The organism is Rhodoglobus sp. GW821-FHT12B09 (assembly GCF_058809925.1).
In genome coordinates, this window is sequence record NZ_JBXATB010000013.1 from 1 (window position 1) to 23,260 (window position 23,260).

Consider the following 23,260-nt stretch of genomic DNA (forward strand, 5'->3'; position numbering starts at 1 on the left):
CGCGCGAGGCGCGGCGCGGCGAGGCGAGGCGCGGCGCGCGCGAGGCGGGACGCGCGCGAGGCGGGACGCGCGGACGCGCGGACGCGCGGACGCCTAGACGAGCATCGACAGGGGGTGCTCGATGCGCTTGACGAATGCGGCGAGCCACTGCGCGGCGAGGGCGCCGTCGAGCACGCGGTGGTCTGCGGACAGGGTCACGGTCATGACCGTTCCGACCGCGAGCTGACCGTCATCGACGACCGGGACCTGGCGCGCGAGGCCGACCGCGAGGATCGCGGACTGCGGCGGGTTGATGATCGCCGAGAACTCGGTGACCCCGTACATGCCCAGGTTGGAGACGGCGAAACTGCCGCCCTCCAGCTCGTGCTGCTTGAGCCGACCGGCGCGGGAGCGCTCGGCGAGGTCCGCGACGTTCCGCGCGATCTCGGTGAGCGACTGCTTCTCCACCGAGCGCAGCACGGGTGTCACGAGCCCGCCCTCGATCGCGACCGCCACCGACATGTCGACGGTCGTGTAGCGGCGCACCGCGGTCTCGCCCCAGGTCGCGTTCGCCTCCGGGACATCCACGAACGCGGCGGCCGCGGCCTTGAGCACGAAGTCGTTGAGCGAGAGCTTCACGCTCGCGGTCTCGTTCGCCGCCTTGCGCAGCGCGACGAGCTCGTCGACCCGGCAGTCGGCGACGAGGTAGAAGTGCGGCACGGTCGACTTGCTCTCCGTCAGCCGCCGGGCGATCGCACGGCGCATGCCGGTGTGCGGGATGTCCGTGAAGCCGGCGCTCGGAGTCTCCACCGCCTCGACCCGCGGCGCGACTGGGGCGCGGTCGAGGTCGGCGCGGACGACGCGGCCGCCGGGCCCCGTTCCCGTCAGCGCCCCGAGATCGATCCCGCGCTCTTTCGCGAGCCGCCGAACCAGCGGGCTCACGAAACGGCGGCCGGTGGCGGATTCTGCGGCAGTAGCGGATGCTGCGGCGGGAGCGGCATCCAGTCGGGAGTTGTGGTCGTCGGGCGCGGCCGAGGCGGCCATAACTCCCGACTCAACGAGGGCGGGGGGCGCGGGCGCCGCCGCGGCGACAGCCGCGGGCGCCGCGGGCGCGTCCGGCAGGGCCTCCCCCTCGACGCCCACGATCGCGATCGGCTCGCCGACCTTCACCGAGACCCCCTCGGCGACGAGCAGCTTGAGCAGCGTCCCCTCGTTCTCGGCGGCGTACTCGACGGTGGCCTTCTCGGTCTCGACCTCGGCGAGCGGCACCCCCAGGGTGATCTGCTGCCCCTCGGCCACGAGCCAGGTCTGGATAGCGGCCTCCTCGCTGCCGGCCAGCACCTCGGGCATCCGGATGATCGTCGCCATCAGCGCTGCCCCAGTCCCGCGCGGATGCGCTCGAGCCCCGCGACGACTTCCTCGGTGCGGGCGATCGCCGCGCGCTCGAGCACCTTCGAGATGCTCGGGGACGCCTCGCTTCCCGTGACCCGCTCGACCGGCTGGTCGAGGTAGTCGAAGTACCTGCGCTGGATCTCGTCGGCCAGCCACGCGCCGTACGACGTTCCGCGCGCGCCCTGCTCGACGATCAGCACGCTGTTGGTCTTCCGGATGCTCGCGCCGATGGTCTCCCAGTCCAGTGATGCGCGGTCGAGCCAGCGGAGGTCGATGACCTCGGCGTCGAGGCCCGACTGCTCGACGGCCTCGAGGCAGTGGCGCACCATCGAGAGGTAGCTGATGACCGTGACGTCGTTGCCGGCGCGGCGCACGCCCGCCTTGCCGAACGGCAGCTGGTAGTCGAGGTCGCCGGCCGGGATCTCCTCGGGCTGGCCGTAGAGGTCGACGTGCTCGATCACGAGCACCGGGTCCTGGAGCGCGAGGGCCGTGTTCATGAGCCCGATGTAGTCGGCAGCCGTCGAGGGCGCGATGATGCGCCATCCCGGGCTGGTCGCGAAGATGCCCGCCGGGTCCATGAGGTGCTGGGAGCCGTAGCCGGAGCCCATCGCGACCTTCGTGCGCAGCACGAGCGGCACCGGGTTGACGCCGCCGAACATGTGGCGCGCCTTGCCGATCTGGTTGAAGACCTGGTCGGCGGCCACCCACATGAAGTCCGGGTACATGAACTCGACGACGGGGCGGAAGCGGCCGTCCAGAGCCATGCCGCCGCCGAGGCCCGCGAACGCGTTCTCGCTGATGGGGGTGCCGAGCACGCGGTCCGGGTACTCCTTCGAGAGGCCCTTCGTCGCGCCGTTGGTGCCGCCCGCGAGTCGGTGGACGTCCTCGCCCAGGATGACGATGCGCGAGTCCTCGTCCATGCGCCGGCCCATCACGGCGGCGACCGCATCGACGAACTTCATCGGCTCGGTGGACCCGGTGTAGTCCAGCGGGTCCAGGGTGCGGGCACCGTCCAGCTCGGAGAGGTCGCCGCGCAGACCCACGTCCACGAAGCTCGGGTCGGGCCACAGCTCGGCCCGGATGCGGCGCTTGCCCGCGGCATCCGGATCCGCCTCGGTGAGCTCGCCCGCGGCGAGCGCCATCGCGGCCTGGGCCTGCGAGCGCACGGAGTCGACGCCGGCCTGGTCGATGAGCCCGAGCTTGATCATCTCGGCGGCGACGCGCAGCAGCGGGTCGCGCTTGCGCCACGCGGCCTCCTCGTCCTTCGTGCGGTAGCCGAAGGCGCTGCCGGGGTAGGGGCCGTTCTGGTGGAAGAAGCGGTAGACCTCCGCCTCGATGACGGCGGGGCCACCTCCGGAGCGCATGACCTTCTCGGCCTCCTGCATGGCGAGGTGCACGGCGAGCGGGTCCATGCCGTCGACCCGCCAGGACGGGATCGCGAAGCCGAGGCCGCGCGCGGAGAGCCGCGGCTCCCCCGTCGACTCCTCGACCGTGGTCGACACGGCGTACAGGTTGTTCTCGATGAAGAAGGTGAACGGCAGCTTCCACGCGGAGGCGAGGTTCATCGTCTCGAGAACGGAGCCGATGTTGGTCGCGCCGTCGCCGAAGTAGCTGACCGTGATGTCGGAGGTGCCCGCGTGCTTCTGCGCCCACGCGTTGCCCGCACCGAGCGGCACACCGCCGCCGACGATCGCGTTGGTGCCGAGGGCGCCGGCCTCGAACCACTGCAGGTGCATCGAGCCGCCGCGGCCCGAACAGTACCCCTGGGCCAGCCCGAGGATCTCCGCGAGGGTGCGCTGCAGCACCGTCTGCACGGGCTCGGTGACGAGGGCGCCGAGATCGAGGGACCCGGATGTCACGTGGGTGAGCGCCTTCGCCAGGAACTGGTGGTGCCCCCGGTGCGATCCGTTGATCGCGTCGGTCGAGCGCATGCCCACGATGGAGCCGACCGCGCCGCCCTCCTGCCCGATGCTGGAGTGGGCCGGCCCGTGCACGAGGCCCTCGCCCGCGAGCTCGAGCACGGTCTCCTCGAAGGCGCGGATGAGGTGCAGCTCGCCGAGCATGGTGGCGAGGAGTTGCGGGTCTGCCGCCTTCCAGTCCGCTGCGGTGGTGGTCAGTTCGACCCAGGGCTGTGCCGGGTCGAGTGCGCGCGTCTTCGGCATCGGTCCCTCTCTCCATTGACGGGGGTGGTGTTCCCTGAGATTAGTCCCCGATTGGATACAATCGCAAGCGATTTGAGTGACAACAAGCGAAAATGCGGCATGATAGTCCCGTATTGGATGCAACATCGAGGAGGATGACATGGCGCTCCCGGGCCTGCGCGGCACCGACCACATCGGGTTCACGGTGCCAGACCTCGATGCGGCCCACGACTTCTTCGTGCGGGTGCTCGGCTGCGAGTACGTCTACTCCGTCGGGCCGTTCGCGCACGAGACCGGCGACTGGATGCTCGAGCACATGAACATCCACCCGCGCAGCGTCATGCGCAAGCTCAACTTCTACCGCTGCGGCAACGGCACCAACTTCGAGGTGTTCCAGTACGAGGCGGCGGACGGCCAGGCGCCGCAGCCGCGCAACAGCGACATCGGCGGGCACCACCTCGGCTTCTACGTCGACGACCTCGACGCCGCCGTCGCGTACCTGAAGAGCGAGGGCATCCGGATACTCGGGGAGCCCACCGCCAGCAGCGGAGCCAGCCTCGGGCAGCGGTGGGTGTACTTCCTGAGTCCGTGGGGAATGCAGTTCGAGCTCGTGAGCTTCCCCGACGGGAAGGCGTACGAGAAGGACGCACCGGTGCTGCTGTGGCATCCCGCGAAGTGAAAGACTGGGCACTGTGAGCAACGCGGCGATCACCGACCTCGTCGCGCACGGCAACTCCAGTGCGCGCATCGCCGAGCTGCTGCGCGCGGCGATCCTGCACGGCGAGTACCAGCCCGGCCAGCGCCTGCGGCAGGAGGACGTCGCCCAGCGCTTCGGGGCGAGCCGCGTGCCGGTGCGCGAGGCGTTCCGCACGCTCGAGGCCGACGGCCTCGTCACCCTCGTCGCGAACACCGGGGCGTGGGTCTCCCGCCTGAGCCTCACGGAGTGCGACGAGGTCTACCAGACCCGCGAGCGCGTGGAGCCGCTGCTGCTGCGCTACGCGCTGCCCCACATCGACGAGGCCCACGCCGACCGACTCGAGGAGCTCGCCGCGCAGATGCAGCGCACCGAGGGCGTCGAGGAGTTCCTGCGGCTCGACCGGGAGTTCCACCTCGGCTCGTACGAGGCCGCGGAGACGACCGTGCTGGGCGACCTGGTCCGCCGGCTCTGGAACACCACGCAGCACTACCGCCGCGCCTTCACCCTGCTGCTCGACGAGCACTCCACCCGCGTCGTGCACGACGAGCACCACATGCTCGTCGGGGCGATCCGGGCCGGCGACGCCGACGACGCCGAGCGCATCCTCGCGGGGCACATCCGCCGCACTCGACTGGGCCTGGCCCGGCATCCCGAAGTCTTCGACCAGAGTCCCTAACGAAAGGCACAACCATGGCGATCGCCACCATCAACCCGGCCACGGGACAGACCGAGAAGACCTTCGAGCCGCACGACGCGCAGGAGGTGGAGCGCCGCATCGCCCTCGCGGACGCCGCGACCAAGGCCATGCGCACCACGAGCTTCGAGGAGCGCGGGGCGTGGATGCGCGCCGCCGCCGATCTCCTCGAGGCCGAGGCCAACGAGGTCGCCGTGATCATGACCACCGAGATGGGCAAGCCGCTCGCGCAGGCGAAGGCCGAGGCGCTCAAGTGCGTCAAGGGGATGCGCTTCTACGCCGACCACGCCGAGGAGTTCCTCGCCGACGAGCCGCTGGCCGACCCGTCGAAGGTCAACGCCTCCGCGGCCTACGCCGTCTACCAGCCCCTCGGCGCGGTGCTCGCCGTCATGCCGTGGAACTACCCGCTGTGGCAGGTGGTGCGCTTCGCCGCCCCCGCCCTGATGGCCGGCAACTCTGGGCTCCTGAAGCACGCCTCCAACGTGCCCCAGTCGGCCCTGTACCTCGGCGACCTGTTCACCCGCGGCGGCTTCCCCGAGGGCGCGTTCTCGACGCTGCTCATCGGCTCGAAGGAGGTCGCGGCGGTGCTGCAGGACAGCCGCGTCAAGGCCGTCACCCTCACCGGCTCCGAGCCGGCCGGCCGCGAGGTCGCCGCGAACGCGGGCGGGCAGATCAAGAAGGCCGTGCTCGAGCTCGGCGGCTCCGACCCGTTCATCGTCATGCCCTCCGCCGACCTGGAGAAGGCGGTCGACGTGGCCGTCACCGCCAGGGTGCAGAACAACGGCCAGTCGTGCATCGCCGGCAAGCGCTTCATCGTGCACGCCGACGTGTACGACCAGTTCGCGGCCCTGTTCGCCGAGAAGCTCTCGGCGCTCGTCGTCGGCGACCCGATGGATGCCGTGACCCAGGTCGGCCCGCTGGCCACCGAGTCCGGCCGCGACGACCTGGCCGAGCTGGTCGACGACGCGGTCAAGCACGGCGCCACGATCCTCGCCGGCGGACACGCCCCCGACCGCCCGGGCTGGTTCTACGAGCCCACCCTGGTCGCCGACCTGCACGACGGCATGCGGCTCGTGCTCGAGGAGGCCTTCGGCCCCGTGGCATCCCTCTACCGCGTCACCTCGCGCGAGGAGGCCCGCGACATCGCCAACCAGACCACCTTCGGGCTCAGCTCCGCAGTCTGGACCACGGATGCCGACGACGAGGACTTCTTCATCAACTCGATCGACGCGGGCGCCGTGTTCATCAACGGCATGACGATCTCCTACCCCGAGCTCCCGTTCGGCGGTATCAAGGACTCCGGCTTCGGGCGCGAGCTCGCGGCGGCGGGCATCCGCGAGTTCTGCAACCTCAAGACGGTCTGGAAGGGCTGACGATGGCGACCCTCGGCTTCCTGGGCATGGGCAACATGGGCAGCGCGATGGCAGGCCGCCTGCTGGAGTCCGGCCACGAGCTGCGCGTGTGGAACCGCAACCCCGCCGCGTGCGACGAGCTGGTCGCGAAGGGCGCGGTGCGGGCGTCGTCCGCGCGGGAGGCGCTCGCGGAATCCGTGTCGTTCTCGATGTTCGCCAACGACGAGGCGGCCGAGGGCGTGCTCACCGCCGAGAACCTCGCCGGCGCGAGCGGGCGCCTGCACGTCAACATGGCCTCGATCAGCACGGCGGCTGCCGAGCGCCTCACGTCGGTGGTCGAGTCGGCGGGTGTGGGATATCTCGCCGCCCCCGTGCTCGGCCGCCCCGCGGTCGCGGCCGCCGGCAACCTCAACATCCTCGCCGCCGGGCCGGACGCCCACGTGGCGACCGCGGCCCCCTACCTCGACGCCCTGGGGGCGCGCACCTGGCGCTTCGGCGAGCAGCCGAGCCGCGCGAACGGTGTGAAGATCTCCGTGAACTTCACGATCCTCCACGCGCTGCAGGCGATGGCGGAGGGCATCACGCTCGTGGAGTCGCAGGGCCTCGAGGCTGGCGACTTCATCGAGCTGCTGTCGGGCACCCTGTTCCCGGGCGTCGTGTACTCGGGCTACGGCTCCATGATGGCGGAGCGCCGCTACACCCCGCCCGGCTTCTCGATGCCGCTCGGCCTCAAGGACCTCGGCCTCGCCGAGGACCTTGCCGCCGAGGGCGGCGTGACGCTGCCGAGCGCGCCCGTGCTCCGCGACCGCTTCGAGACGGCCCTCGCCGACCCCTCCCTCGCCGAGCTGGACTGGTCTGCGGTCGCGGAGGTCACGCGCGGAAAGGCCTAGCCTTCTGCCCTGCCCCGCCCTGCCCTGCCCAGCCGCGCCCCGCCCAGCCCTGCCCTGCCCAGCCCCGCCCCGCCCGGCCCAGCCCAGCCCCGCCCAGCCCTGCCCCGCCCTGCCCTGCCCTGCCCTGCCCAGCCCAGCCCAGCCCCGGCCCGCCCGCGCCACACCGCACCAGTTCGTCCTGGTTGCGGTGAATGCAGCGACCCCTGCCCTGCTCGCTGAGCGTTCACCGTGTGTAGGACATTTGTGCGCTCGCCCCGCGGCGCGAAGGAATCCGCGAGTTCCCCAGCGCGCGACGGCGGCCAGCGCGGGCCGCCGCGCGGCAGCCACCCCGCACCCGACGCGGCATCAGCTGGCTGCCCGACGAGCGCACAAATGTCCTACAAATGGTGAGCGCGCGAAGTGACGCGCGACCGGCGAGGTGGTGAGCTGGCTAGTGCGCGCTGTCGAGCGGCGGAGCTAGGCCTCGCCGCGGCCCCACGTGGTGTTCAGGTGCGACTGGGAGTCGCGGGCGTGGCCGAGCACTCCGCCGACGGAGTAGTAGCGCTGACCGGCGACGAGCAGCTCCTCGGCCGGGAACTTCGTGATGACCTCGCAGCCGGTGGCGGTCACGACGACCTCCTCCTCGATTCGCGCGGCACCCCAGCCGTCCTTCGACGGCCAGTAGGTCTCGAGGGCGAAGACCATGCCCTCCTTGAGTTCTTCTGGGTGCTCGAGGGAGACCAGGCGCGAGAAGATCGGCTTCTCCCAGATGGAGAGGCCGACGCCGTGGCCGTACTGCAGTGCGAACGCGGCCTCCTCGTCGGCGAAGCCGAACTCCTGCGCGGTCGGCCACACGGAGACGATGTCCGCGGTCGTGGCGCCGGGCTTCACGAGGGCGATCGCGCGGTCCATGTACTCCCGGGCGCGCGTGTAGGCGTCGTTCTGGGCGTTGGACGCCGAGCCGACCGCGAAGGTGCGGTAGTAGCAGGTGCGGTAGCCGTTGAAGCTGTGCAGGATGTCGAAGAACGCCGGGTCCCCGGGGCGGATGAGCCGGTCGGAGAAGACATGGGGATGCGGCGAGCACCGCTCCCCCGAGATGGCGTTCACGCCCTCCACGTACTCCGAGCCCAGGTCGTACAGAGTCTTCGCCACGAGCCCGACGGCCTCGTTCTCCCGGACGCCGGGGCGGAGGAACCGGTAGAGCTCCTCGTACGCGGCATCCACCATCGACGCCGCCTGGGTGAGCAGGCGGATCTCGTCGTGGGTCTTGATGCGGCGGGCCTCCATGAACACCTGCTGGCCGTCCACGACCTCGATACCGAGCTTCTGCAGCGCGAAGAGCACGGGCAGCTCGATCACGTCGACGCCGAGCGGCTGGTCGGCGACGCCGAACTTCTCCAGCTCGCGCTTGATCTTGGCGGCGACCTTGTCCGCGATCTCGGCGTCGGGAGTGAACGCGCCGCGCAGTGTGGAGATGCCGGCCCGTGCCCCGCCCTCGAGCCGGGGGCGAGTGGCCCCCTCGTGCGGCGCGCTGGGGTCGGCATCCATCTCCGCGGTCGTGCGATCGAGCCACGGGTTGTACAGCTGGTGGTGCTTGGCGGCAGAGCCGAAGTCCCACGAGATCGGATCGGTGTTGCGCGTCAGCAGGCTGAAGCGGATGAGCTTGTCCATCGCCCACGTGCCGATGTGGGTGGACGTCATGTACCGGATGTTGGAGAAGTCGAACGCGAGAAGGGCGCCCATGCTGGAGATCTCGAGCTCCGCCTTCAGGCGCGCGAGCCGCTCCGACCGGAGCCGGTCGAAGTCGACCCGTGCTTCCCAGTCAACCGCGTTCGTGCCCGTCGTTCCGGTGCTCTTCATCGAGTCCTCCTCGTCGCCGCCGTTCAGCGGTACAAAATGCAATGTTTAGCATAGATTAACACTGGTGCACACGCCAGAGCCCAGAAACCCACCATCGCATACGCAGTTGCGCAGCGAGAGGGGGCTTGCGCCGGATGGTATCCTCGCCGGATGACTGCAGATATCGGGGCGCGCCTCCGTGAAGCACGACTGCAGCAGGGCCTCAGCCTCCGCAGCGTGGCTCAGGCCCTCGGCGTCTCGGCATCGCTGATCTCGCAGGTGGAGACCGGCAAGACCCAGCCCTCGGTGTCGACGCTGTACGCGCTCGTCACCCACCTCGGTATCTCGATCGACGACGTGATGGGCACGCCGGCCCGCGCCGTGCCCGAAGGCCCCGAGGCCGTCGTGATGCCGTCGTACGCGGCGTCCCCTCCCGTGCAGCGCGCGGCGGACAACCCCGTGCTCGAGATGGAGAACGGGGTGCGCTGGGAGCGGCTGGCCGGCGAGAACGGCCCGGCGGACGGACTGCTCGTGAGCTACGACCCCGGGGCATCCAGCTCGATCGAGGGCAAGCTCATGCGGCACGCGGGCATTGAGTACGCCTACATCATCGAGGGAAAGCTCACCCTCCAGCTCGACTTCGACACCTACGTGCTCGAGCCCGGCGACTCGATGTACTTCGACTCGGTGCGCCCCCACCTCTACTCGAACAACGGCGACGTGGTCGCCCGCGGCGTGTGGTTCGTGTTCGGCCGCCGCCAGCAGAACCTCGCGATGCCGACCGCCCCCGGCACCGAGCAGCGCGGCGCGGGAGTGCCGCTCTCCTCCGCCGTGGACGTGCTCCGCGCGATGGACGACCTGTAGGGCGCTGCCCCCTCGCGAGCCGTCACATAGTGCTCTTCGGCGAGCTCTGAGGCGCACTTTTCGACGACTCGCGCCCCCGCGCCGTGCCCCGGCGCTCTGTGTCGCGCTCAAATGAAGCTTCTCTGGACACTGTTTCATTGCTAGTACACGGTGTGTATAGTCTCACTGAAAGAACCAGCCTGGGATCGAGGTCGATCCTTGGTCCGACAGCGGTTTCAAAGGAGAAATCACCATGAGGCAATCACGGTCGGCGACATTCCGCCGAACCCTCGCAATCGGGGCGGCGGCCGCAACGGCGCTCGCCCTCGCAGCATGCTCCACCCCCGCACCCGACGCCTCCGACGCCCCGTCGGACGAGCCGCTGCAGATCGCGTACATCTCGTTCGCGGTCGCCAACACCTACGACGAGCCCATGCTCGCCGAGGCCCAGAAGGTCGCCGACGCCAACAACGCCGTGCTGACCGTCCTCGACGGCAACCTGGACCCCAACCTCCAGGTCACCCTCATCCAGGACGCGATCACGTCCGGCCAGTACGACGGCATCATCACCCAGCCGATCTACGGCCCGGCCATCGTCGACGTCACCAAGCAGGCGATCGACGCGGGCATCACGGTCGTGAACATCGACCAGATCCTCGGTGACGACTTCACCACCGGCAAGACGCAGGTCGACGGCCTCGCCGCCAACGTGGTCTTCGTCCCGTCGGAGCTCGGCAAGAAGTTCGGCGAGCAGACGGTCGCCGCCTGCGCCTCGAAGAACCTCGACCCCTGCAACGTCGCGTACCTGCACGACGTGAAGGCCTCCGCGGTCGGCGTCGCTCTGTGGGACGGCTTCACCGCCGCCACCAAGGGCAGCCCGGTCACCGTGGTCGCCGAGGGCGAGACGTTCTACAACCCCGCCGCCGCGCAGACCGCGGTCACGGACATCCTCACCGCCAACCCGAACGTGGACCTGATCGCCACGTCTGACCAGGGCCTGCAGGGCGCTGTTCAGGCCATCGAGGCCGCGGGCAAGCAGACGAGCGACTTCCTGATGGTCGGCTACGGCGGCTCCGCGTGGGGCCAGGGCAAGGTTGCCGACGGCACCGTGTTCGCCGACGTCGTGCAGGCGCCGGCAACCACCGGCCGCCTCGGCATGCAGGCGCTCATCGACGCACTGCGCGACGGCAAGAACGCCGGCGACGTCGACCCGTTCGCGGACTTCCCGAACAACGGCGTCATGACGAAGGACACGGCAAGCCAGTTCACCGGCGAGTGGGCCGGCTGATCCAATGCCCCTTCTGGCATCCGCCGGCACCCCGCAGCTCCTCGTGGAGCTGCGGGGTGTCGGCAAGTCCTTCGGCGGCGTGCCCGTCCTCACCGACATCGACCTGCGGCTCGAGCCCGGCTCGGTGCACGCCCTGGTCGGCGAGAACGGTGCGGGCAAGTCGACGCTCAGCAAGATCATCGCCGGCATCTACTCGGCCGACTCGGGCGACCTGCTCGTCGACGGCGAGCAGCAGAACTTCGGCACTCCCCGCGAGGCACTCGACCGCGGCATCGCCGCCATCGCCCAGGAGCTCGCGCTCGTGCCCGCCCTCTCCGTAGCGGAGAACGTCTTCCTGGGGCGCGAGCCCCGCACCCTCGGCTGGATCGGCCGGCGCCAGCTCCGCAAGGAGTTCGTCGCCCTCGCCGAGCGCACCGGGTTCGCGCTCGACCCCGACGTGCCCGTCGGAACGCTGCGCACGGCGGACCAGCAGAAAGTCGAGATCCTCCGCGCCCTCGCGCGCGGGGCATCCCTCATCATCATGGACGAGCCCACCGCGGCCCTCTCGGGCCGGGACACCGAACTGCTGCACGGCGTGGTGCGCCAGCTCGCGGCATCCGGCCACACCGTCCTTCTCATCTCGCACTACCTCTCCGAGGTGCTCGAGCTCGCCGACACGATCACGATCCTGCGCGACGGCCGCCTGATCCGCACGGCGCCCGCCGCCGGTGAGACAGAAGCAACGCTGATCGAGGGGATGCTCGGCCGCACGCTCGGGTCGGTATTCCCCGAGAAGCCGCCGCTGCCGGAGGGCGAGGAGGTGCTCGTGGTCACCGACCTCGTCGCGCCGGGCGTCAACGGGGTCTCGCTCACCGTGCGCGCCGGAGAGATCGTCGGGCTCGCGGGCCTCGTCGGCGCCGGCCGCAGCGAGATCGCCCACGCGATCTACGGGTCGGTGCGCCGCTCCTCCGGGAGCGTGGAGGTGGACGGCGCGGACTGCGGCCAGTCCATCCCCGACGCGCTCGACAAGGGCATCTTCCTCATCCCGGAGTCGCGCAAGGAGCAGGGCCTCGTGCTCGGCCGTCCGATCCGCCAGAACGTCACACTGTCGAACCTCGCGCTCGTCACCAACGGCAACTGGGTGATGCCCGCCAAGGAGCGGCGCGCGTCGCACGAGATGCTCGAGCGCGTCACGGTGGCCGGCGACGACCGGCGGGACGTGTCCTCCCTCTCGGGCGGCAACCAGCAGAAGGTGCTGTTCGCGCGCGCCCTGCAGAAGTCGCGCAAGGTGCTGATCGCCGACGAGCCCACGCGCGGGGTGGACGTCGGCTCGCGCCGCGCGATCTACGACCTCATCGTCGACCAGGCAGCGCAGGGCATCGGCGTGCTCGTCATCTCCTCCGACGTGGAGGAGGTGCTCGGCCTCGCGCACCGGATCCTCGTGATCCGCGCGGGCCGGGTCGTGGCCGAGCTCACCGGAGCGGACATGACCGAGGAGAAAGTCCTGACCGCGGCATTCGCGGACCCGATCACGAGCGGAAGCATATGAGCAACGACACCCTGACCCAGCCCGCCCCGAGCCTGGCCCGGCGCATCCCGTGGCGCTCCCTCGCGATCGTCGTGCCCTTCCTCGCGGTGTTCATCGCGCTGTCGATCGGCAGCCCGGCGTTCCTCACGTTCCAGAACGTCGGCAACGTGCTCGACCGCCAGTCGGGCATTCTCATCGTCGCCGCCGCGAGCACGCTCGTGCTCATCGCGGGCGGCATCGACCTCTCCATCGGCGCGACCTACATGTTCACGGCGGTGATCTGCGGCACCCTCATCGTGAAGGTCGGGGGCGTCGCGGGCGCCGTGCTCGGCATCACGGTGGGCGTCCTCGCCGGGCTGCTGGTGGGCATCATCAACGGCATCATCAGCACCTACCTCAAGGTGAACCCCCTGATCGCGACGCTCGCCATGAGCTTCATCATCCTCGGCGCGACCAAGCTCGTCTCGCAGTTCGGCAAGCAGGGCGTCGGCCAGATCCGAGTGGATGTCCCGGAGTTCCGCTGGCTCGCCACCACCAAGCCCCTCGGCATCTCGCTGCCCACGTGGATCGCGCTCGTGGTGCTCGTGATCCTCGGCATCGTGCTGTGGAGGACGACCTTCGGCCGCTACGTGTACGCGGCTGGCGGCAACGCGGAGGCGGCGCGCCTCGCGGGCATCCGCGTCAACATCGTGCGCATCTCCACATTCGCCCTGGCCGGTCTCGCGTCGGGCCTCGCCGGCGTCATCGACCTCGCACGCACGCCGTCCGTACCGGAGAACGACGCGATCTCGACCACGCTCACCTTCACCGTGCTCGCGGGCATCGTCGTCGGCGGCACCTCGATCCTGGGCGGCGAGGGCGCGGTCTGGCGCACCGTGCTCGGAATCCTGTTCATCGCGATGCTCTACAACGGCTTCACGCTGCTGCGCATCGACCCGCTGTTCCAGGGCATCGCGCTCGGCGTGATCATCCTGATCGCGGTCGGGTTCGACGCCTGGTCGAAGTTCCGGCGGCGCTGACCATCGACTCTCCTCCTGACACCACCGGCTGGGCCGCGCGCGTAGCGGCCATGGCGGTCATCGCCGCCGTCGGGGTGTCGATCATCTACGTGCCGCAGCCGATCCAGACGCTCGCGGCTGAGGAGCTCGGCGTCCCGCTCGCGCAGTCCTCGAGCGCGACGGTGGCGGTGCAGGCCGGCTACGCGATCGGCGTCGTCTTCCTGGTGTCGCTCGGCGACCGGCTCATCCCCCGGCGGCAGGTGTCGGTACAGCTCGCGGTCACGGCGGCGGCGATCCTCGTCGCGGCGGTCGCGGGCAGCTTCGCCCTGTTCACGGTCATGATGTTCGTGGCGGGGGCGGCCGCGACCATCGGGCAGATCCTCGTCTCCGCCGCCCTGCGACTCGCGCCGCCGTCGGTCAGGGCCCGGACCGCGGCGATGCTCGTGGGGTCGTTCCTCATCGGGCTGTTCGGGGTCCGCACGCTGCTCGGGACCTTCGCGGAAGCCCTCGGGTGGCGGGCAGTACTCGTCGGCGCCGCGGTGCTCGTGCTGGCGTGCATCCCGCTCACCCTGCGGTTCGCCCCCGGCGCGCGACCGCCCGGCTCGGCGGGCTACCTCCGCATCCTCGCCTCGATACCCCGGATCGTCGCCGGCTCGCCCACCCTCCGCCTCCTGACGCTCACCCACGCCCTCGCGTTCTCGGCGTTCATCTCGGTGTGGTCGATGGTCACCCTCTACGGCGTGACCGAGCTCGGCCTCTCGGTGACGCAGACCGCCGCGATCGGCCTCGCGGGGCTGATCGGCGGTGCCGCGACGGTCGCCTCGGCACGGGTGCAACCCCGCATCGGCACGCGCCGCGCGCTGCCGCTCTCGCTCGCCGCGCTCATCCTCGGCACCGGCCTGATCGCGGTGCTCAGCCACAGCGTTCCCGCGGCGCTCGTGGGACTCTTCCTCGTCTCGTTCGGCATGAGCAGCTCGCAGGTCTCCAGCCAGGCCAACGCGCTGGCCTCCGTCGACCCCGCCGAGTCCGGCCGCGCCAACACCGTGTTCATGGCCACGACGTTCTTCGCCAGCTCCGGGGCCACCTTCGTCGCCGACCTCATCATGCGCTCGGCCGGCTACGCGGGCGTCGGGATGCTCGCGCTCCTGCTCGCGGCGGGATCACTCACGGTCGCCCTGGTGGCGTCCCGGCGGCGGGTTGAGTAGGCCGCCCGCGGCCGTATCGAAACCGCAGCCCGCGCACGAGGGACCAGTTATGACGGCCGCACCCGGAATCTCGGTAACAAGTGGTCCCTCGCGGCCGGCCGGGCGGGGGGCTGGCCGGGCGGCCGGCGGCCCGCCGGGGCGGCCCGCGGGGCGGGGTCGCGCGGAGGACCCGACCGGAAGCGCCCCGCGGCCCCGCCGAGAACTCAGGTGATGCGCCAGCCCCGGTCCACGAAGAGGTTGGTCGCCGACACTCCGCGGTTGTCGAGCAGGAACCGCGTCGCCCCGACCACGTCCTCCATGGTCGCGAGCTCGCCGCCGGGCGTGCGCGACTGGTACGCGTCGAGCACTTCCGCGGGCTTGGCCGCCCAGAACGGGCTGTTGCCGATGATGCCGGGGTGGATCGCGTTCACGCGGATGGGCGTGAGCTCGTGGGCGAGCGTGGTCACGAGACCCTCGACGCCGCCGTTGATCGTGGAGACGGTCGTGGAGCCCGGGTACGGGGCGTCCTTCGCCCGGCCGCCGAAGAGCACGATGCCGGTCTCGACGCTGGGCTCGAGCCGGTCGAGCAGCGCGTGCACGGTCTCGGTATAGCCGACGAGCTTGAGGGTGACGAGGCGCACGGCCCGGGCGATGTCGTAGTCGCGCACAGTGTTGGCGTCGCGCTCGATCGCGGCGAGCACCAGGCCGTTGATCGGACCGACGCTCGCGAGGCTCTCCTTGATGGACTCCGGCTCGGAGATGTCGACCGCGAGTCCCGTCGCTCCCTCACCGAGGGTCGCGGCGATCGCCTGCGTGTTGGCGAGGTCGCGGCCGGTGAGCACGACGTGCTCCCCGCGGGCGATCGCGTCCTTGGCGATCTCGAGCCCGATGCCGCTCGTTCCTCCGATGATGGCGATGGTGCGCGTCACTGCTGCTCCTCCAGTTTGTCGGTCAGGTAGTTCCAGTCCCGGGCGAACCGGTAGGCGTGGCGGGCCGGCATCTGGGGAGACTGGGTCTCGAGCCACCGCACAGGGGCCCCCGTCGCGGCGAAGGAGTGCACGCAGCCGACACCGGCCCACGCGATATCCCCGGCCCTCAGCCGGAAGGGCTGTCCGTCGAATGTCGCGTCGACCTCGCCGTCGGTGATCAGGTAGGCCTCTTCGAGCGGGTGGTCATGCGGGCCGGCGACGCCGTCGGGCTCGTACTGCACCATGAACATGGTCGCGAGCACCGAGCCGAGGTCGGAGTCGACCATCATCTTCAGCGAGATGCCGCTGTACACGAGCAGCGCGGTACGCATGCTGGCCGACTGCGCGAGGTTCTTCTGCGACTGGCGCGACGGGTCCATCTGCGCGGCGGTGATGGCGCCGAACGACCGGGTGCGCGGGTCGCGGGCATCCACCTTCACGGGCTCCCCCGCCGGGATCGACGGCACCAGGTACGTGTCGTACCCGTGGGCCGCGCGCGGCACCGGGCTGAACACGTCCGACCAGGCTGCGTCGGCATCCCCGATCGCGTGCCAGGAGTGCGGCACCCCGATGGGCACCACGCCGTAGTCGCCAGCGACGAGTTCTACAGTCGCTTCGGGCGTGACCAGGATGACCGTGCCCTCGAGCACGTGGAAGCTCTCCTCGAACGAGTGCACGTGGGTGGGCACAGAACCGCCGGGCGCGAGTCGCGAGATCCCGAAGCCGGTGTGGACCGCGCCGTCGTCCTCGGTGACCGCCGCCCAGCGCGTCAGCCCCACGGATCCGGGGGCCAAATCGCCGGGATCGGCGTACACCGCATCGCTAGCCGTACTGACGACAAATCGCGCACTCATGCTGTGGTCCTCCGCAGTTTCGCAGCGGTGTGAGCGTCGGACCGAACGTCCTCGTTCATTGCTGCTTAACGCAGGCTAGACGGATGCCGCGCCCTCCGTCAAGCTGACCGCGCCGCCATGGCCCGCCAACGAATGGCCCGCGAAAAGCAGTGGTGACGGGCATCCCGCGCCAAAGTCTATGCAAAATACTCAAAGTGCCACTGGACAGGATGTGCAGCATTGTTTAACCTGAGTGAAGTCCGCCGGCTCGGTCCGCGCGCGACAGACCGCAGTCATCAAGGAGGATGAGCGTCACAATGTCCGGTACCCCCACACCCAAGCCCGGCCAACCCATCGTGTTCCGGAACGGAATCGTTCTGACGATGGACGATTCCCACACGGTTCTGCCCAACGGCGACGTCCTGGTGGTCGACGGGAAGATCGCGGAGGTCGGCGTCGGCCTCTCCGTTCCCGACAACACCTTCGAGATCGACGCCAAGGGCGGCATCCTCATGCCCGGCATGGTGGACACCCACCGCCACATGTGGCAGACCGCGATGCGCGGCTACGGCGCCGACTGGACGCTCACGCAGTACTTCGTCTGGTACTACCTGCAGCACGGCATGAAGTTCCGCCCCGAGGACTACGCGGCCGGCAACCTGATCTCTGCGCTCGACGCCGTCGAGTCCGGTGTCACGACGAGCGTCGACTGGTCGCACGGCCTGCGCACGGTGGAGCACGGCGAGGCCGCGTTCGACGCGCTCGTGAACTCTCCCGGCCGCTTCGTCTTCGCCTACGGCAACATCCACCAGTCGCCGTGGGAGTGGACCGCCGACCCGGCCGTCCGAGCGCTGCTCGAGAAGTCGCGCGACGACTCGCGCATGTTCGGCACGCAGGTCGCCTTCGACGTGCCCAACCAGGACGAGAACTTCCCGGAGCTCGCCGCCTACCAGGCCGCGAAGGAGCTCGGGCTGCGCGTCACCACGCACTCCGGCGTCTGGGGCGCGACGAACGACTGGGGCATCAAGAACGCCTACGCCGCCGGCGTGATGGAGGAGGGCTTCACCTACGTGCACGCCGCCTCGCTCTCCGCCGACTCGTACCTGAAGATCGCGGCGACGGGCGGCAACGTCTCCCTCGCCACCGAGTCGGAGGACACCTGCGGCCAGGGCTACCCGCCCATCCACCAGCTGCGGAAGTACGGCATCCCGGCCTCGCTCTCCGTCGACACGAGCGTCTGGTTCAGCGCCGACCTGTTCTCCGCGATGCGGGCGACGGTCAACGCCGACCGCGCGCTCGAGCACTACCACGCGCACCTCCTGGAGCCGGCCGAGACGATCACCCACGTGAAGCTCCGCGCGGAGGACGTCGTGCACATGGCGACTCGCGGCGGCGCCCAGGCGATCGGCAAGGACGACCAGATCGGCTCGCTCGAGAAGGGCAAGCTCGCGGACGTCGTGCTGCTGAAGAACGACGACTCGCCGACGTGGGCGCCGCTCATCAACCCGTGGGGCCAGGTCGTGTACCAGGCCCAGCGCGGCGACGTGCACACGGTGCTCGTCGGCGGCGAGGTCGTGAAGTCCGAGGGCAAGGTCGTCGCGGGCGACTTGGCTGGCGTGAAGAAGAAGCTCGACGCGACCGTCAGCTACCTCGAGACCGAGGTGGGCGACGACTGGATCTCGGGGCAGCACCCCGAGATCCCCGAGTCCGAGGTTCTCTTCAACCCGTACCAGTACAAGAAGTAGCCGGACGGCCGGTTGAGTAGGGCGCTCTAGCGCCCGTATCGAAACCTGGTTTCGATACGGGCGCGGGCACCCTACTCAACCCGCCCCTACTTCTTCTTCGCCGCGGCCCGCAGCTTCGAGATCTCGTACAGCGTCACGCTCGCGGCGATACCGGCGTTGAGCGACTCGGTCGCCGCGCTGATCGGGATCGACACCACGGCGTCACAGTTCTCCGTCACGAGGCGCGAGAGGCCCTTGCCCTCGCTGCCGACCACGACGAGCACCGGCTCCTTCGCGAGCTGCAGGTCGGGCAGCATGGTGTCCCCGCCGCCGTCGAGCCCGAGCACGAACACGCCGCGCTCCTTGTAGGCCTTGATGGTCTGGGTGAGGTTGCCGGCCATCGCCACGGGCGTGCGGGCGGCAGCACCGGCCGAGGTCTTCCACGCCGACGCCGTGAGCCCCACGGACCGCCGCTGCGGCACGATCACCCCGTGCCCGCCGAACGCGGCGACCGACCGGATGATCGCGCCAAGGTTGCGCGGGTCGGTGATGCCGTCCAGCGCGACGAACAGGGGCACCTGGCCGCGCGACAGCACCTTGTCGAGCAGCTCCATCGGGTGCGCGTACTCGTACGGCGGCACCTTCAGCGCGACGCCCTGGTGCACGGAGTCGAAGCCCGCGAGGCGGTCGAGCTCGGGGCGCATGACTTCGAGAATCGGGATGCCGCGGCCGGTCGCGATCGACAGGATCTCCTTCACGCGGTCGTCGAACTCGATGCGCGCCGCCATGTAGAGCGTCGTCACCGGGATCTTCGCGCGGAGCGCCTCGAGCACCGAGTTGCGGCCGGTCACCATCTCCGACTCGTCAGCCGACTTCGGGCTGCGGTCGCGCTGCACCCTGGCGGGGCCGCTCGTCTCGGGCCTCTTGCCGGAGCGCTTGCCGCCGGCCGCCTCGAAGCGCTCGGCTGCGGCCTTGCGCTTCCCGGCGGGGTGGTACGGGCGGTCCTCAGCCTTGGGCGTGGGCTTCTTGCCCTCGAGGGCCTGGCGGCCCTGCCCGCCGGAGCCGACCTGCGGGCCTTTGCGAGACTTGCGGACGGCGCCCGCGCGGGGCTTGTTTCCTGGGCTTTTCATGAGTCGATGCTCCAATGGGATCCGGTCGGGCCGTCTTCGACGGCGATGCCCGCAGCGGCAAGTTCATCACGGATCCTGTCAGCCGCTGCGAAGTCTTTGGCCGCACGGGCGGCGTTGCGATCGGCGATGAGCGTCTCGACGAGCTGCCCGAGCGCGCGGTCGGCGGGCGCCGAGTCGGCCTTCCACTGCGGCGACAGCGGGTTGATCCCGAGCACCTCGCTCATGGCGAGGACTTCACCCCGGGCGGATGCCACGGCCTGGAGGTCCCCGTTGTCGAGCGCGGCGTTGCCGGCGCGCACGGTCTCGTGCAGCACCGCGAGCGCCTGCGGCACCCCGAGGTCGTCGTCCATCGCCGCGCCGAACGCCTCCGGGACGATCTCCACGCCGCTGCCCGCGAACTTCGTGCCGGCGAGGCGGCGGTCGGCGCGCGTGAGGAACACCTCGATGCGGTCGAGGGCGGCCTCCGCCTCGGCGAGCGAGCCGTCGTGGTAGTCGATGGTGGAGCGGTAGTGAGCGGCCCCGAGGAAGTAGCGCACGACGATCGGCCGCGCCTGCTCGAGGAACTCGGCCGCGAAGATCGAGTTGCCGAGCGACTTGGACATCTTCTGCCCGTTGATGTTCACGAGCCCGTTGTGCACCCAGTAGCTGGCGAACGGGTCGCCGGCGGCCGTGGACTGCGCGATCTCGTTCTCGTGGTGCGGGAAGCGCAGGTCGAGTCCTCCGCCGTGGATGTCGAAGGCGGCACCGAGGTACCGGCGCGACATGGCCGAGCACTCGATGTGCCAGCCCGGACGGCCCGGGCCCCAGGGCGACGGCCACGAGGCATCCGCCGGCTCATCGTCTTTGCGGCCCTTCCACAGGGCGAAGTCCTGCGGGGCCCGCTTGCCGCGCGGGTCGGCGTCGCCGGCGGCCTCCATGTTCTCGGGCTTCTGGCGCGTGAGCTCGCCGTAGCTCGGCCAGCTGGCCGTGTCGAAGTAGACGTCGCCCTCGGCGGCGTACGCGTGGCCGGAGTCGATGAGGCGCTCGATGATCTCGCGCATCTCCCCGATGGACGCCGTCGCCCGTGGCTCGTAGGTCGGCGGCAGGATGCCCAAGCGCGTGTAGCCCGCCGTGAACTCCAGCTCGTACCGGTAGGCGAGGGCCCACCACTTCTCGCCGTTCGCCGTCGTTCTCGACGCGTCGAGGATCTTGTCGTCGATGTCGGTGACGTTGCGCACCAGGGTGACGTCGTAGCCGCGATAGGTGAGCCAGCGCCGCCACAGGTCGTAGACGAGGGCCGATCGCAGGTGGCCGATGTGGGGGCTGGACTGCACGGTGGGTCCGCAGACGTACATGCCGACCTTGCCCTCAACCAGAGGAACGAAGTCAGCCTCGGCTTGCGCCTTGGAGTCGTAGAGCCGCACTGTCACCCCGCAAGTTTACGGGGAAGCCGCCCCACCCGGCCCCGAGCTCCAATTCCCACCCCGCCTCCGCCCTTCTGCCGCCTCCGCCGCCGCCCCTCCGCCGCCGTCTCTTGCCGCCTCCGCCCCTCGGCCGCCACCGGCCGCCACCGGCCGCCGCCGCCTCTTGCCGCCGCTGGCTCCGCCTCCCCCGCTACCCTCCTGCCATTGCCTCCCCACTCCCACTCCCACTCCCACTCCCACTCCCACTCCCACCTCCCCACTCCCACTCCCACCTCCCCGCTCCCGCTCCCACCTCCCCGCTCCCGCTTCGGCCTCCCCGCTCCCGCTTCTGCCCCTTCCACGCCCGCTCGGGCCCTGCCGTCGCTCCTACGTGCGACACGTTCACCGTTTGTAGGACGTTTCGATTTGTCCTACAAACGGTGAATGTTCGGCGGTGAGGTCCGCGGACCCGCACGATGCCGATCTCCCGTCACGACCGCCGCAAACAGCACGGCAGCAGAACGTTCACATAGTCGGCGAGGGCAGAGAGGTGGGGCCCGGCGGGAGGGGGAGAGGCAAGGGCAAGGACAAGCGCAACCGCAAGCGGCGCGGAGGGGCCCCGGAGCCGGAGCCGAAGCCCTTAGGCGCGCGTGATGAGCGCGGTCGCGACGACAGCTACCCCTTCGGCTCGGCCGGTGAAGCCGAGGCCGTCGCTGGTGGTGGCGGAGACGCTCACGGGCGCTCCGACGAGGGAGGAGAGGTGGCTCTCGAGCTCCGTGCGGCGCGCGCCGAGGCGGGGGTGCTTCGCCACGAGCTGGACGGCGACGTTGCCCACGGTCCAGCCGGCGCCCGACACGAGCGCGACCGTCTCGCCGATGAACACGTCGCCGTGCGCGCCGGCGAAGCGCGGGTCATCCGTGCCGAACCGGCCGCCGATGTCGCCCAGGCCCGCCGCCGAGAGCAGGGCGTCGCAGATCGCGTGGCACAGCGCGTCGCCGTCGGAGTGACCGGCCAGACCGACCTCGTCGGGCCAGTACAGGCCGCCCAGCCAGAGCGGCTCGGCCGGGTCGTACGCGTGGACGTCGATGCCGACCCCCGTGCGCATGGACGCCGTCACACCCAGCACGTTCTCGGCGCGCGCGAGATCCCACGGGGTCGTGATCTTGAAGGCGCGGGCCTCCCCCTCCACGGTCTCGACCGTGTGGCCGGCGGCCGCGAACAAGGCGGCGTCGTCCGTGAACTCCTGCGTGGCAGCGGCATAGGCCTCCACCAGTTGCGCGCGCGGGAACCCCTGCGGCGTCTGCACGTGCACGAGCGCGCTGCGGTCGACGGTCTCGAGCACGGTCGTCTCCGCGACCCGCTTGATCGTGTCGGCGACGGGCAGGCTCGGGATGACCCCGCTGCCGGATGCCACGACAGCCCGCACCACGCGGTCGAACAGCGCGCTCGGGGTGAGGGCGCGTGCCGCGTCGTGCACGAGCACTACTTCGACGGAGGGGTCGAGCGCCGCGAGCCCGTTCGCCACGGAGTCCTGGCGCGTGGCCCCGCCGACGACGACCGAGACGGCACCGGATGCAGCGCCCGCCGCCCGCGTCGCGATAGCCCGTGCCGCCGCCAGGTGCGACGCCGGCGCGACCACCACGACCTGCGCGGGCTCGACGGAGCCGAACACGCCCGCGAGGGCGCGCTCGAGCACGGGGACTCCGCGCACCTCAACGAACGCCTTGGGCTGCTCGGCGCCGAGGCGCGTGCCGCTGCCCGCGGCGACGACGATGATGCCGATCACAGAACGGCTAGGAAGCCAGAACCTCGTCGAGGACTGTGGAGGCCTTCTCCTCGTCAGTCTTCTCCGCGAGCGCGAGCTCGGAGATCAGGATCTGGCGGGCCTTCGCGAGCATGCGCTTCTCGCCGGCGGAGAGGCCGCGGTCCTGGTCGCGGCGCCACAGGTCGCGGACGACCTCCGACACCTTGATGACATCGCCGGACGCGAGCTTCTCGAGGTTGGCCTTGTAACGGCGGCTCCAGTTGGTGGGCTCCTCCGTGAAGGGAGCGCGCAGCACCTCGAAGACCTTGTCCAGGCCCTCCTTGCCGATCACGTCGCGGACGCCGACGAGGTCGACGTTCTCCGCGGGAACTTCAATCGTCAGATCGCCCTGAGTGACGCGCAGTTTCAGGTAGAGCTTCTCCTCGCCCTTGACGATCCTGGTCTTCACCTCGGAGATGGTTGCAGCGCCGTGGTGGGGGTATACGACAGTCTCGCCGACCTCAAACAACATGAATGGGGGTCCTTTCGAAGACACCTAGTTTATCACAGGCACTTCAAGGTTAGGGTTGCCTTACTTTGTGCCCCCACCCGGTTGAGCAGCGCGCTCTGGCGCGCGTATCGAAACCAGCATTTCGATACGCCCGCGGGCGGCCTCCTCAACCCACGGGGGCCGGT

General features: G+C 70.3%; 19 protein-coding genes. 10 read left to right on the forward strand and 9 right to left on the reverse strand.

Annotated elements, in window-relative coordinates; genetic code table 11:
• Positions 1–93 precede the first annotated feature (93 nt).
• Positions 94–1,347: a dihydrolipoamide acetyltransferase family protein gene (locus tag AC1RTC_RS16770; RefSeq protein ID WP_493157687.1), complete on the reverse strand. Its 1,254-nt coding sequence runs from the start codon at positions 1,345–1,347 to the stop codon at positions 94–96.
• On the reverse strand, positions 1,347–3,533 hold the full coding sequence (locus AC1RTC_RS16775; RefSeq protein ID WP_493157688.1) for an alpha-ketoacid dehydrogenase subunit alpha/beta: 2,187 nt from the start codon (positions 3,531–3,533) through the stop codon (positions 1,347–1,349). Before AC1RTC_RS16775 ends, AC1RTC_RS16770 begins: the two co-directional genes overlap by 1 nt.
• Before the next feature lie 139 nt (positions 3,534–3,672).
• Between AC1RTC_RS16775 and AC1RTC_RS16780 the strand changes: the two genes are divergently transcribed.
• The 4 genes from AC1RTC_RS16780 to AC1RTC_RS16795 are packed head-to-tail and all read left to right on the forward strand — an operon-like array spanning position 3,673 to position 7,145.
• Complete coding sequence (locus AC1RTC_RS16780; RefSeq protein WP_493157690.1) at positions 3,673–4,191, forward strand: VOC family protein; 519 nt, start codon at positions 3,673–3,675, stop codon at positions 4,189–4,191.
• A gap of 13 nt (positions 4,192–4,204) precedes the next feature.
• On the forward strand, positions 4,205–4,885 hold the full coding sequence (locus AC1RTC_RS16785; protein ID WP_493157692.1) for a GntR family transcriptional regulator: 681 nt from the start codon (positions 4,205–4,207) through the stop codon (positions 4,883–4,885).
• Between the two features lie 14 nt (positions 4,886–4,899).
• The gene (locus AC1RTC_RS16790) at positions 4,900–6,276 is read left to right on the forward strand and encodes an NADP-dependent succinic semialdehyde dehydrogenase (protein ID WP_493157694.1); all 1,377 of its coding nucleotides are present in this window, start codon (positions 4,900–4,902) and stop codon (positions 6,274–6,276) included.
• Positions 6,277–6,278: 2 nt separating this feature from the next.
• Entirely contained in the window at positions 6,279–7,145 is an 867-nt protein-coding gene (locus tag AC1RTC_RS16795) for an NAD(P)-dependent oxidoreductase (protein ID WP_493157695.1), read from the forward strand.
• Between the two features lie 456 nt (positions 7,146–7,601).
• Here the strand turns inward: AC1RTC_RS16795 and AC1RTC_RS16800 are convergent, their stop codons facing one another.
• Positions 7,602–8,984 (reverse strand): M24 family metallopeptidase, encoded by a 1,383-nt coding sequence (locus tag AC1RTC_RS16800; protein ID WP_493157697.1) that lies wholly within the window; start codon positions 8,982–8,984, stop codon positions 7,602–7,604.
• A gap of 150 nt (positions 8,985–9,134) precedes the next feature.
• On the opposite strand from AC1RTC_RS16800, the gene AC1RTC_RS16805 reads away from it, so the two are divergent.
• The 5 genes from AC1RTC_RS16805 (at position 9,135) to AC1RTC_RS16825 (ending at position 14,804) form a co-directional block, all read left to right on the forward strand.
• Positions 9,135–9,827: a helix-turn-helix domain-containing protein gene (locus AC1RTC_RS16805; RefSeq protein WP_493157699.1), complete on the forward strand. Its 693-nt coding sequence runs from the start codon at positions 9,135–9,137 to the stop codon at positions 9,825–9,827.
• Between the two features lie 232 nt (positions 9,828–10,059).
• The gene (locus AC1RTC_RS16810) at positions 10,060–11,094 is read left to right on the forward strand and encodes a sugar ABC transporter substrate-binding protein (protein WP_493157701.1); all 1,035 of its coding nucleotides are present in this window, start codon (positions 10,060–10,062) and stop codon (positions 11,092–11,094) included.
• A gap of 4 nt (positions 11,095–11,098) precedes the next feature.
• The gene (locus tag AC1RTC_RS16815; RefSeq protein ID WP_493157702.1) at positions 11,099–12,622 is read left to right on the forward strand and encodes a sugar ABC transporter ATP-binding protein; all 1,524 of its coding nucleotides are present in this window, start codon (positions 11,099–11,101) and stop codon (positions 12,620–12,622) included.
• Positions 12,619–13,620, forward strand: coding sequence for an ABC transporter permease (locus AC1RTC_RS16820; RefSeq protein ID WP_493157704.1), 1,002 nt, complete (start codon positions 12,619–12,621; stop codon positions 13,618–13,620). Before AC1RTC_RS16815 ends, AC1RTC_RS16820 begins: the two co-directional genes overlap by 4 nt.
• 50 nt (positions 13,621–13,670) lie before the next feature.
• Entirely contained in the window at positions 13,671–14,804 is a 1,134-nt protein-coding gene (locus AC1RTC_RS16825; RefSeq protein WP_493157706.1) for an MFS transporter, read from the forward strand.
• Between the two features lie 203 nt (positions 14,805–15,007).
• Here AC1RTC_RS16825 and AC1RTC_RS16830 read toward each other — a convergent pair whose 3' ends face one another.
• Positions 15,008–15,712, reverse strand: coding sequence for an SDR family NAD(P)-dependent oxidoreductase (locus tag AC1RTC_RS16830; protein ID WP_493157707.1), 705 nt, complete (start codon positions 15,710–15,712; stop codon positions 15,008–15,010).
• A complete protein-coding gene (locus AC1RTC_RS16835) occupies positions 15,709–16,605 on the reverse strand; it encodes a cupin domain-containing protein (protein WP_493157709.1) in 897 nt (298 codons plus the stop codon). Before AC1RTC_RS16835 ends, AC1RTC_RS16830 begins: the two co-directional genes overlap by 4 nt.
• 362 nt (positions 16,606–16,967) lie before the next feature.
• Between AC1RTC_RS16835 and AC1RTC_RS16840 the strand changes: the two genes are divergently transcribed.
• On the forward strand, positions 16,968–18,329 hold the full coding sequence (locus AC1RTC_RS16840; RefSeq protein ID WP_493157711.1) for an amidohydrolase family protein: 1,362 nt from the start codon (positions 16,968–16,970) through the stop codon (positions 18,327–18,329).
• An 86-nt stretch (positions 18,330–18,415) separates the two neighbouring features.
• On the opposite strand, the gene rlmB is transcribed toward AC1RTC_RS16840, so the two are convergent.
• The 4 genes from rlmB to AC1RTC_RS16860 form a co-directional block, all read right to left on the reverse strand.
• Positions 18,416–19,438 (reverse strand): 23S rRNA (guanosine(2251)-2'-O)-methyltransferase RlmB, encoded by a 1,023-nt coding sequence (gene rlmB, locus AC1RTC_RS16845; protein ID WP_493157712.1) that lies wholly within the window; start codon positions 19,436–19,438, stop codon positions 18,416–18,418.
• A complete protein-coding gene (gene cysS / locus AC1RTC_RS16850) occupies positions 19,435–20,847 on the reverse strand; it encodes a cysteine--tRNA ligase (protein WP_493157714.1) in 1,413 nt (470 codons plus the stop codon). Before cysS ends, rlmB begins: the two co-directional genes overlap by 4 nt.
• Positions 20,848–21,460: 613 nt before the next feature.
• Positions 21,461–22,606, reverse strand: coding sequence for a 2-C-methyl-D-erythritol 4-phosphate cytidylyltransferase (ispD, locus tag AC1RTC_RS16855; RefSeq protein WP_493157716.1), 1,146 nt, complete (start codon positions 22,604–22,606; stop codon positions 21,461–21,463).
• Between the two features lie 7 nt (positions 22,607–22,613).
• Complete coding sequence (locus tag AC1RTC_RS16860) at positions 22,614–23,096, reverse strand: CarD family transcriptional regulator (RefSeq protein ID WP_493157718.1); 483 nt, start codon at positions 23,094–23,096, stop codon at positions 22,614–22,616.
• Between the last annotated feature and the right edge of the window lie 164 nt (positions 23,097–23,260).

What these genes read in the sequence shown, in the direction of transcription:
- AC1RTC_RS16770 (WP_493157687.1), bottom strand. Translation starts at nt 1,347, where the DNA reads ATGGCGACGATCATCCGGATGCCCGAGGTGCTGGCCGGCAGCGAGGAG.
- AC1RTC_RS16775 (WP_493157688.1), bottom strand. Translation starts at nt 3,533, where the DNA reads ATGCCGAAGACGCGCGCACTCGACCCGGCACAGCCCTGGGTCGAACTG.
- AC1RTC_RS16780 (WP_493157690.1), top strand. Translation starts at nt 3,673, where the DNA reads ATGGCGCTCCCGGGCCTGCGCGGCACCGACCACATCGGGTTCACGGTG.
- AC1RTC_RS16790 (WP_493157694.1), top strand. Translation starts at nt 4,900, where the DNA reads ATGGCGATCGCCACCATCAACCCGGCCACGGGACAGACCGAGAAGACC.
- AC1RTC_RS16795 (WP_493157695.1), top strand. Translation starts at nt 6,279, where the DNA reads ATGGCGACCCTCGGCTTCCTGGGCATGGGCAACATGGGCAGCGCGATG.
- AC1RTC_RS16800 (WP_493157697.1), bottom strand. Translation starts at nt 8,984, where the DNA reads ATGAAGAGCACCGGAACGACGGGCACGAACGCGGTTGACTGGGAAGCA.
- AC1RTC_RS16805 (WP_493157699.1), top strand. Translation starts at nt 9,135, where the DNA reads ATGACTGCAGATATCGGGGCGCGCCTCCGTGAAGCACGACTGCAGCAG.
- AC1RTC_RS16810 (WP_493157701.1), top strand. Translation starts at nt 10,060, where the DNA reads ATGAGGCAATCACGGTCGGCGACATTCCGCCGAACCCTCGCAATCGGG.
- AC1RTC_RS16815 (WP_493157702.1), top strand. Translation starts at nt 11,099, where the DNA reads ATGCCCCTTCTGGCATCCGCCGGCACCCCGCAGCTCCTCGTGGAGCTG.
- AC1RTC_RS16820 (WP_493157704.1), top strand. Translation starts at nt 12,619, where the DNA reads ATGAGCAACGACACCCTGACCCAGCCCGCCCCGAGCCTGGCCCGGCGC.
- AC1RTC_RS16825 (WP_493157706.1), top strand. Translation starts at nt 13,671, where the DNA reads ATGGCGGTCATCGCCGCCGTCGGGGTGTCGATCATCTACGTGCCGCAG.
- AC1RTC_RS16835 (WP_493157709.1), bottom strand. Translation starts at nt 16,605, where the DNA reads ATGAGTGCGCGATTTGTCGTCAGTACGGCTAGCGATGCGGTGTACGCC.
- AC1RTC_RS16840 (WP_493157711.1), top strand. Translation starts at nt 16,968, where the DNA reads ATGGACGATTCCCACACGGTTCTGCCCAACGGCGACGTCCTGGTGGTC.
- rlmB (WP_493157712.1), bottom strand. Translation starts at nt 19,438, where the DNA reads ATGAAAAGCCCAGGAAACAAGCCCCGCGCGGGCGCCGTCCGCAAGTCT.
- AC1RTC_RS16860 (WP_493157718.1), bottom strand. Translation starts at nt 23,096, where the DNA reads ATGTTGTTTGAGGTCGGCGAGACTGTCGTATACCCCCACCACGGCGCT.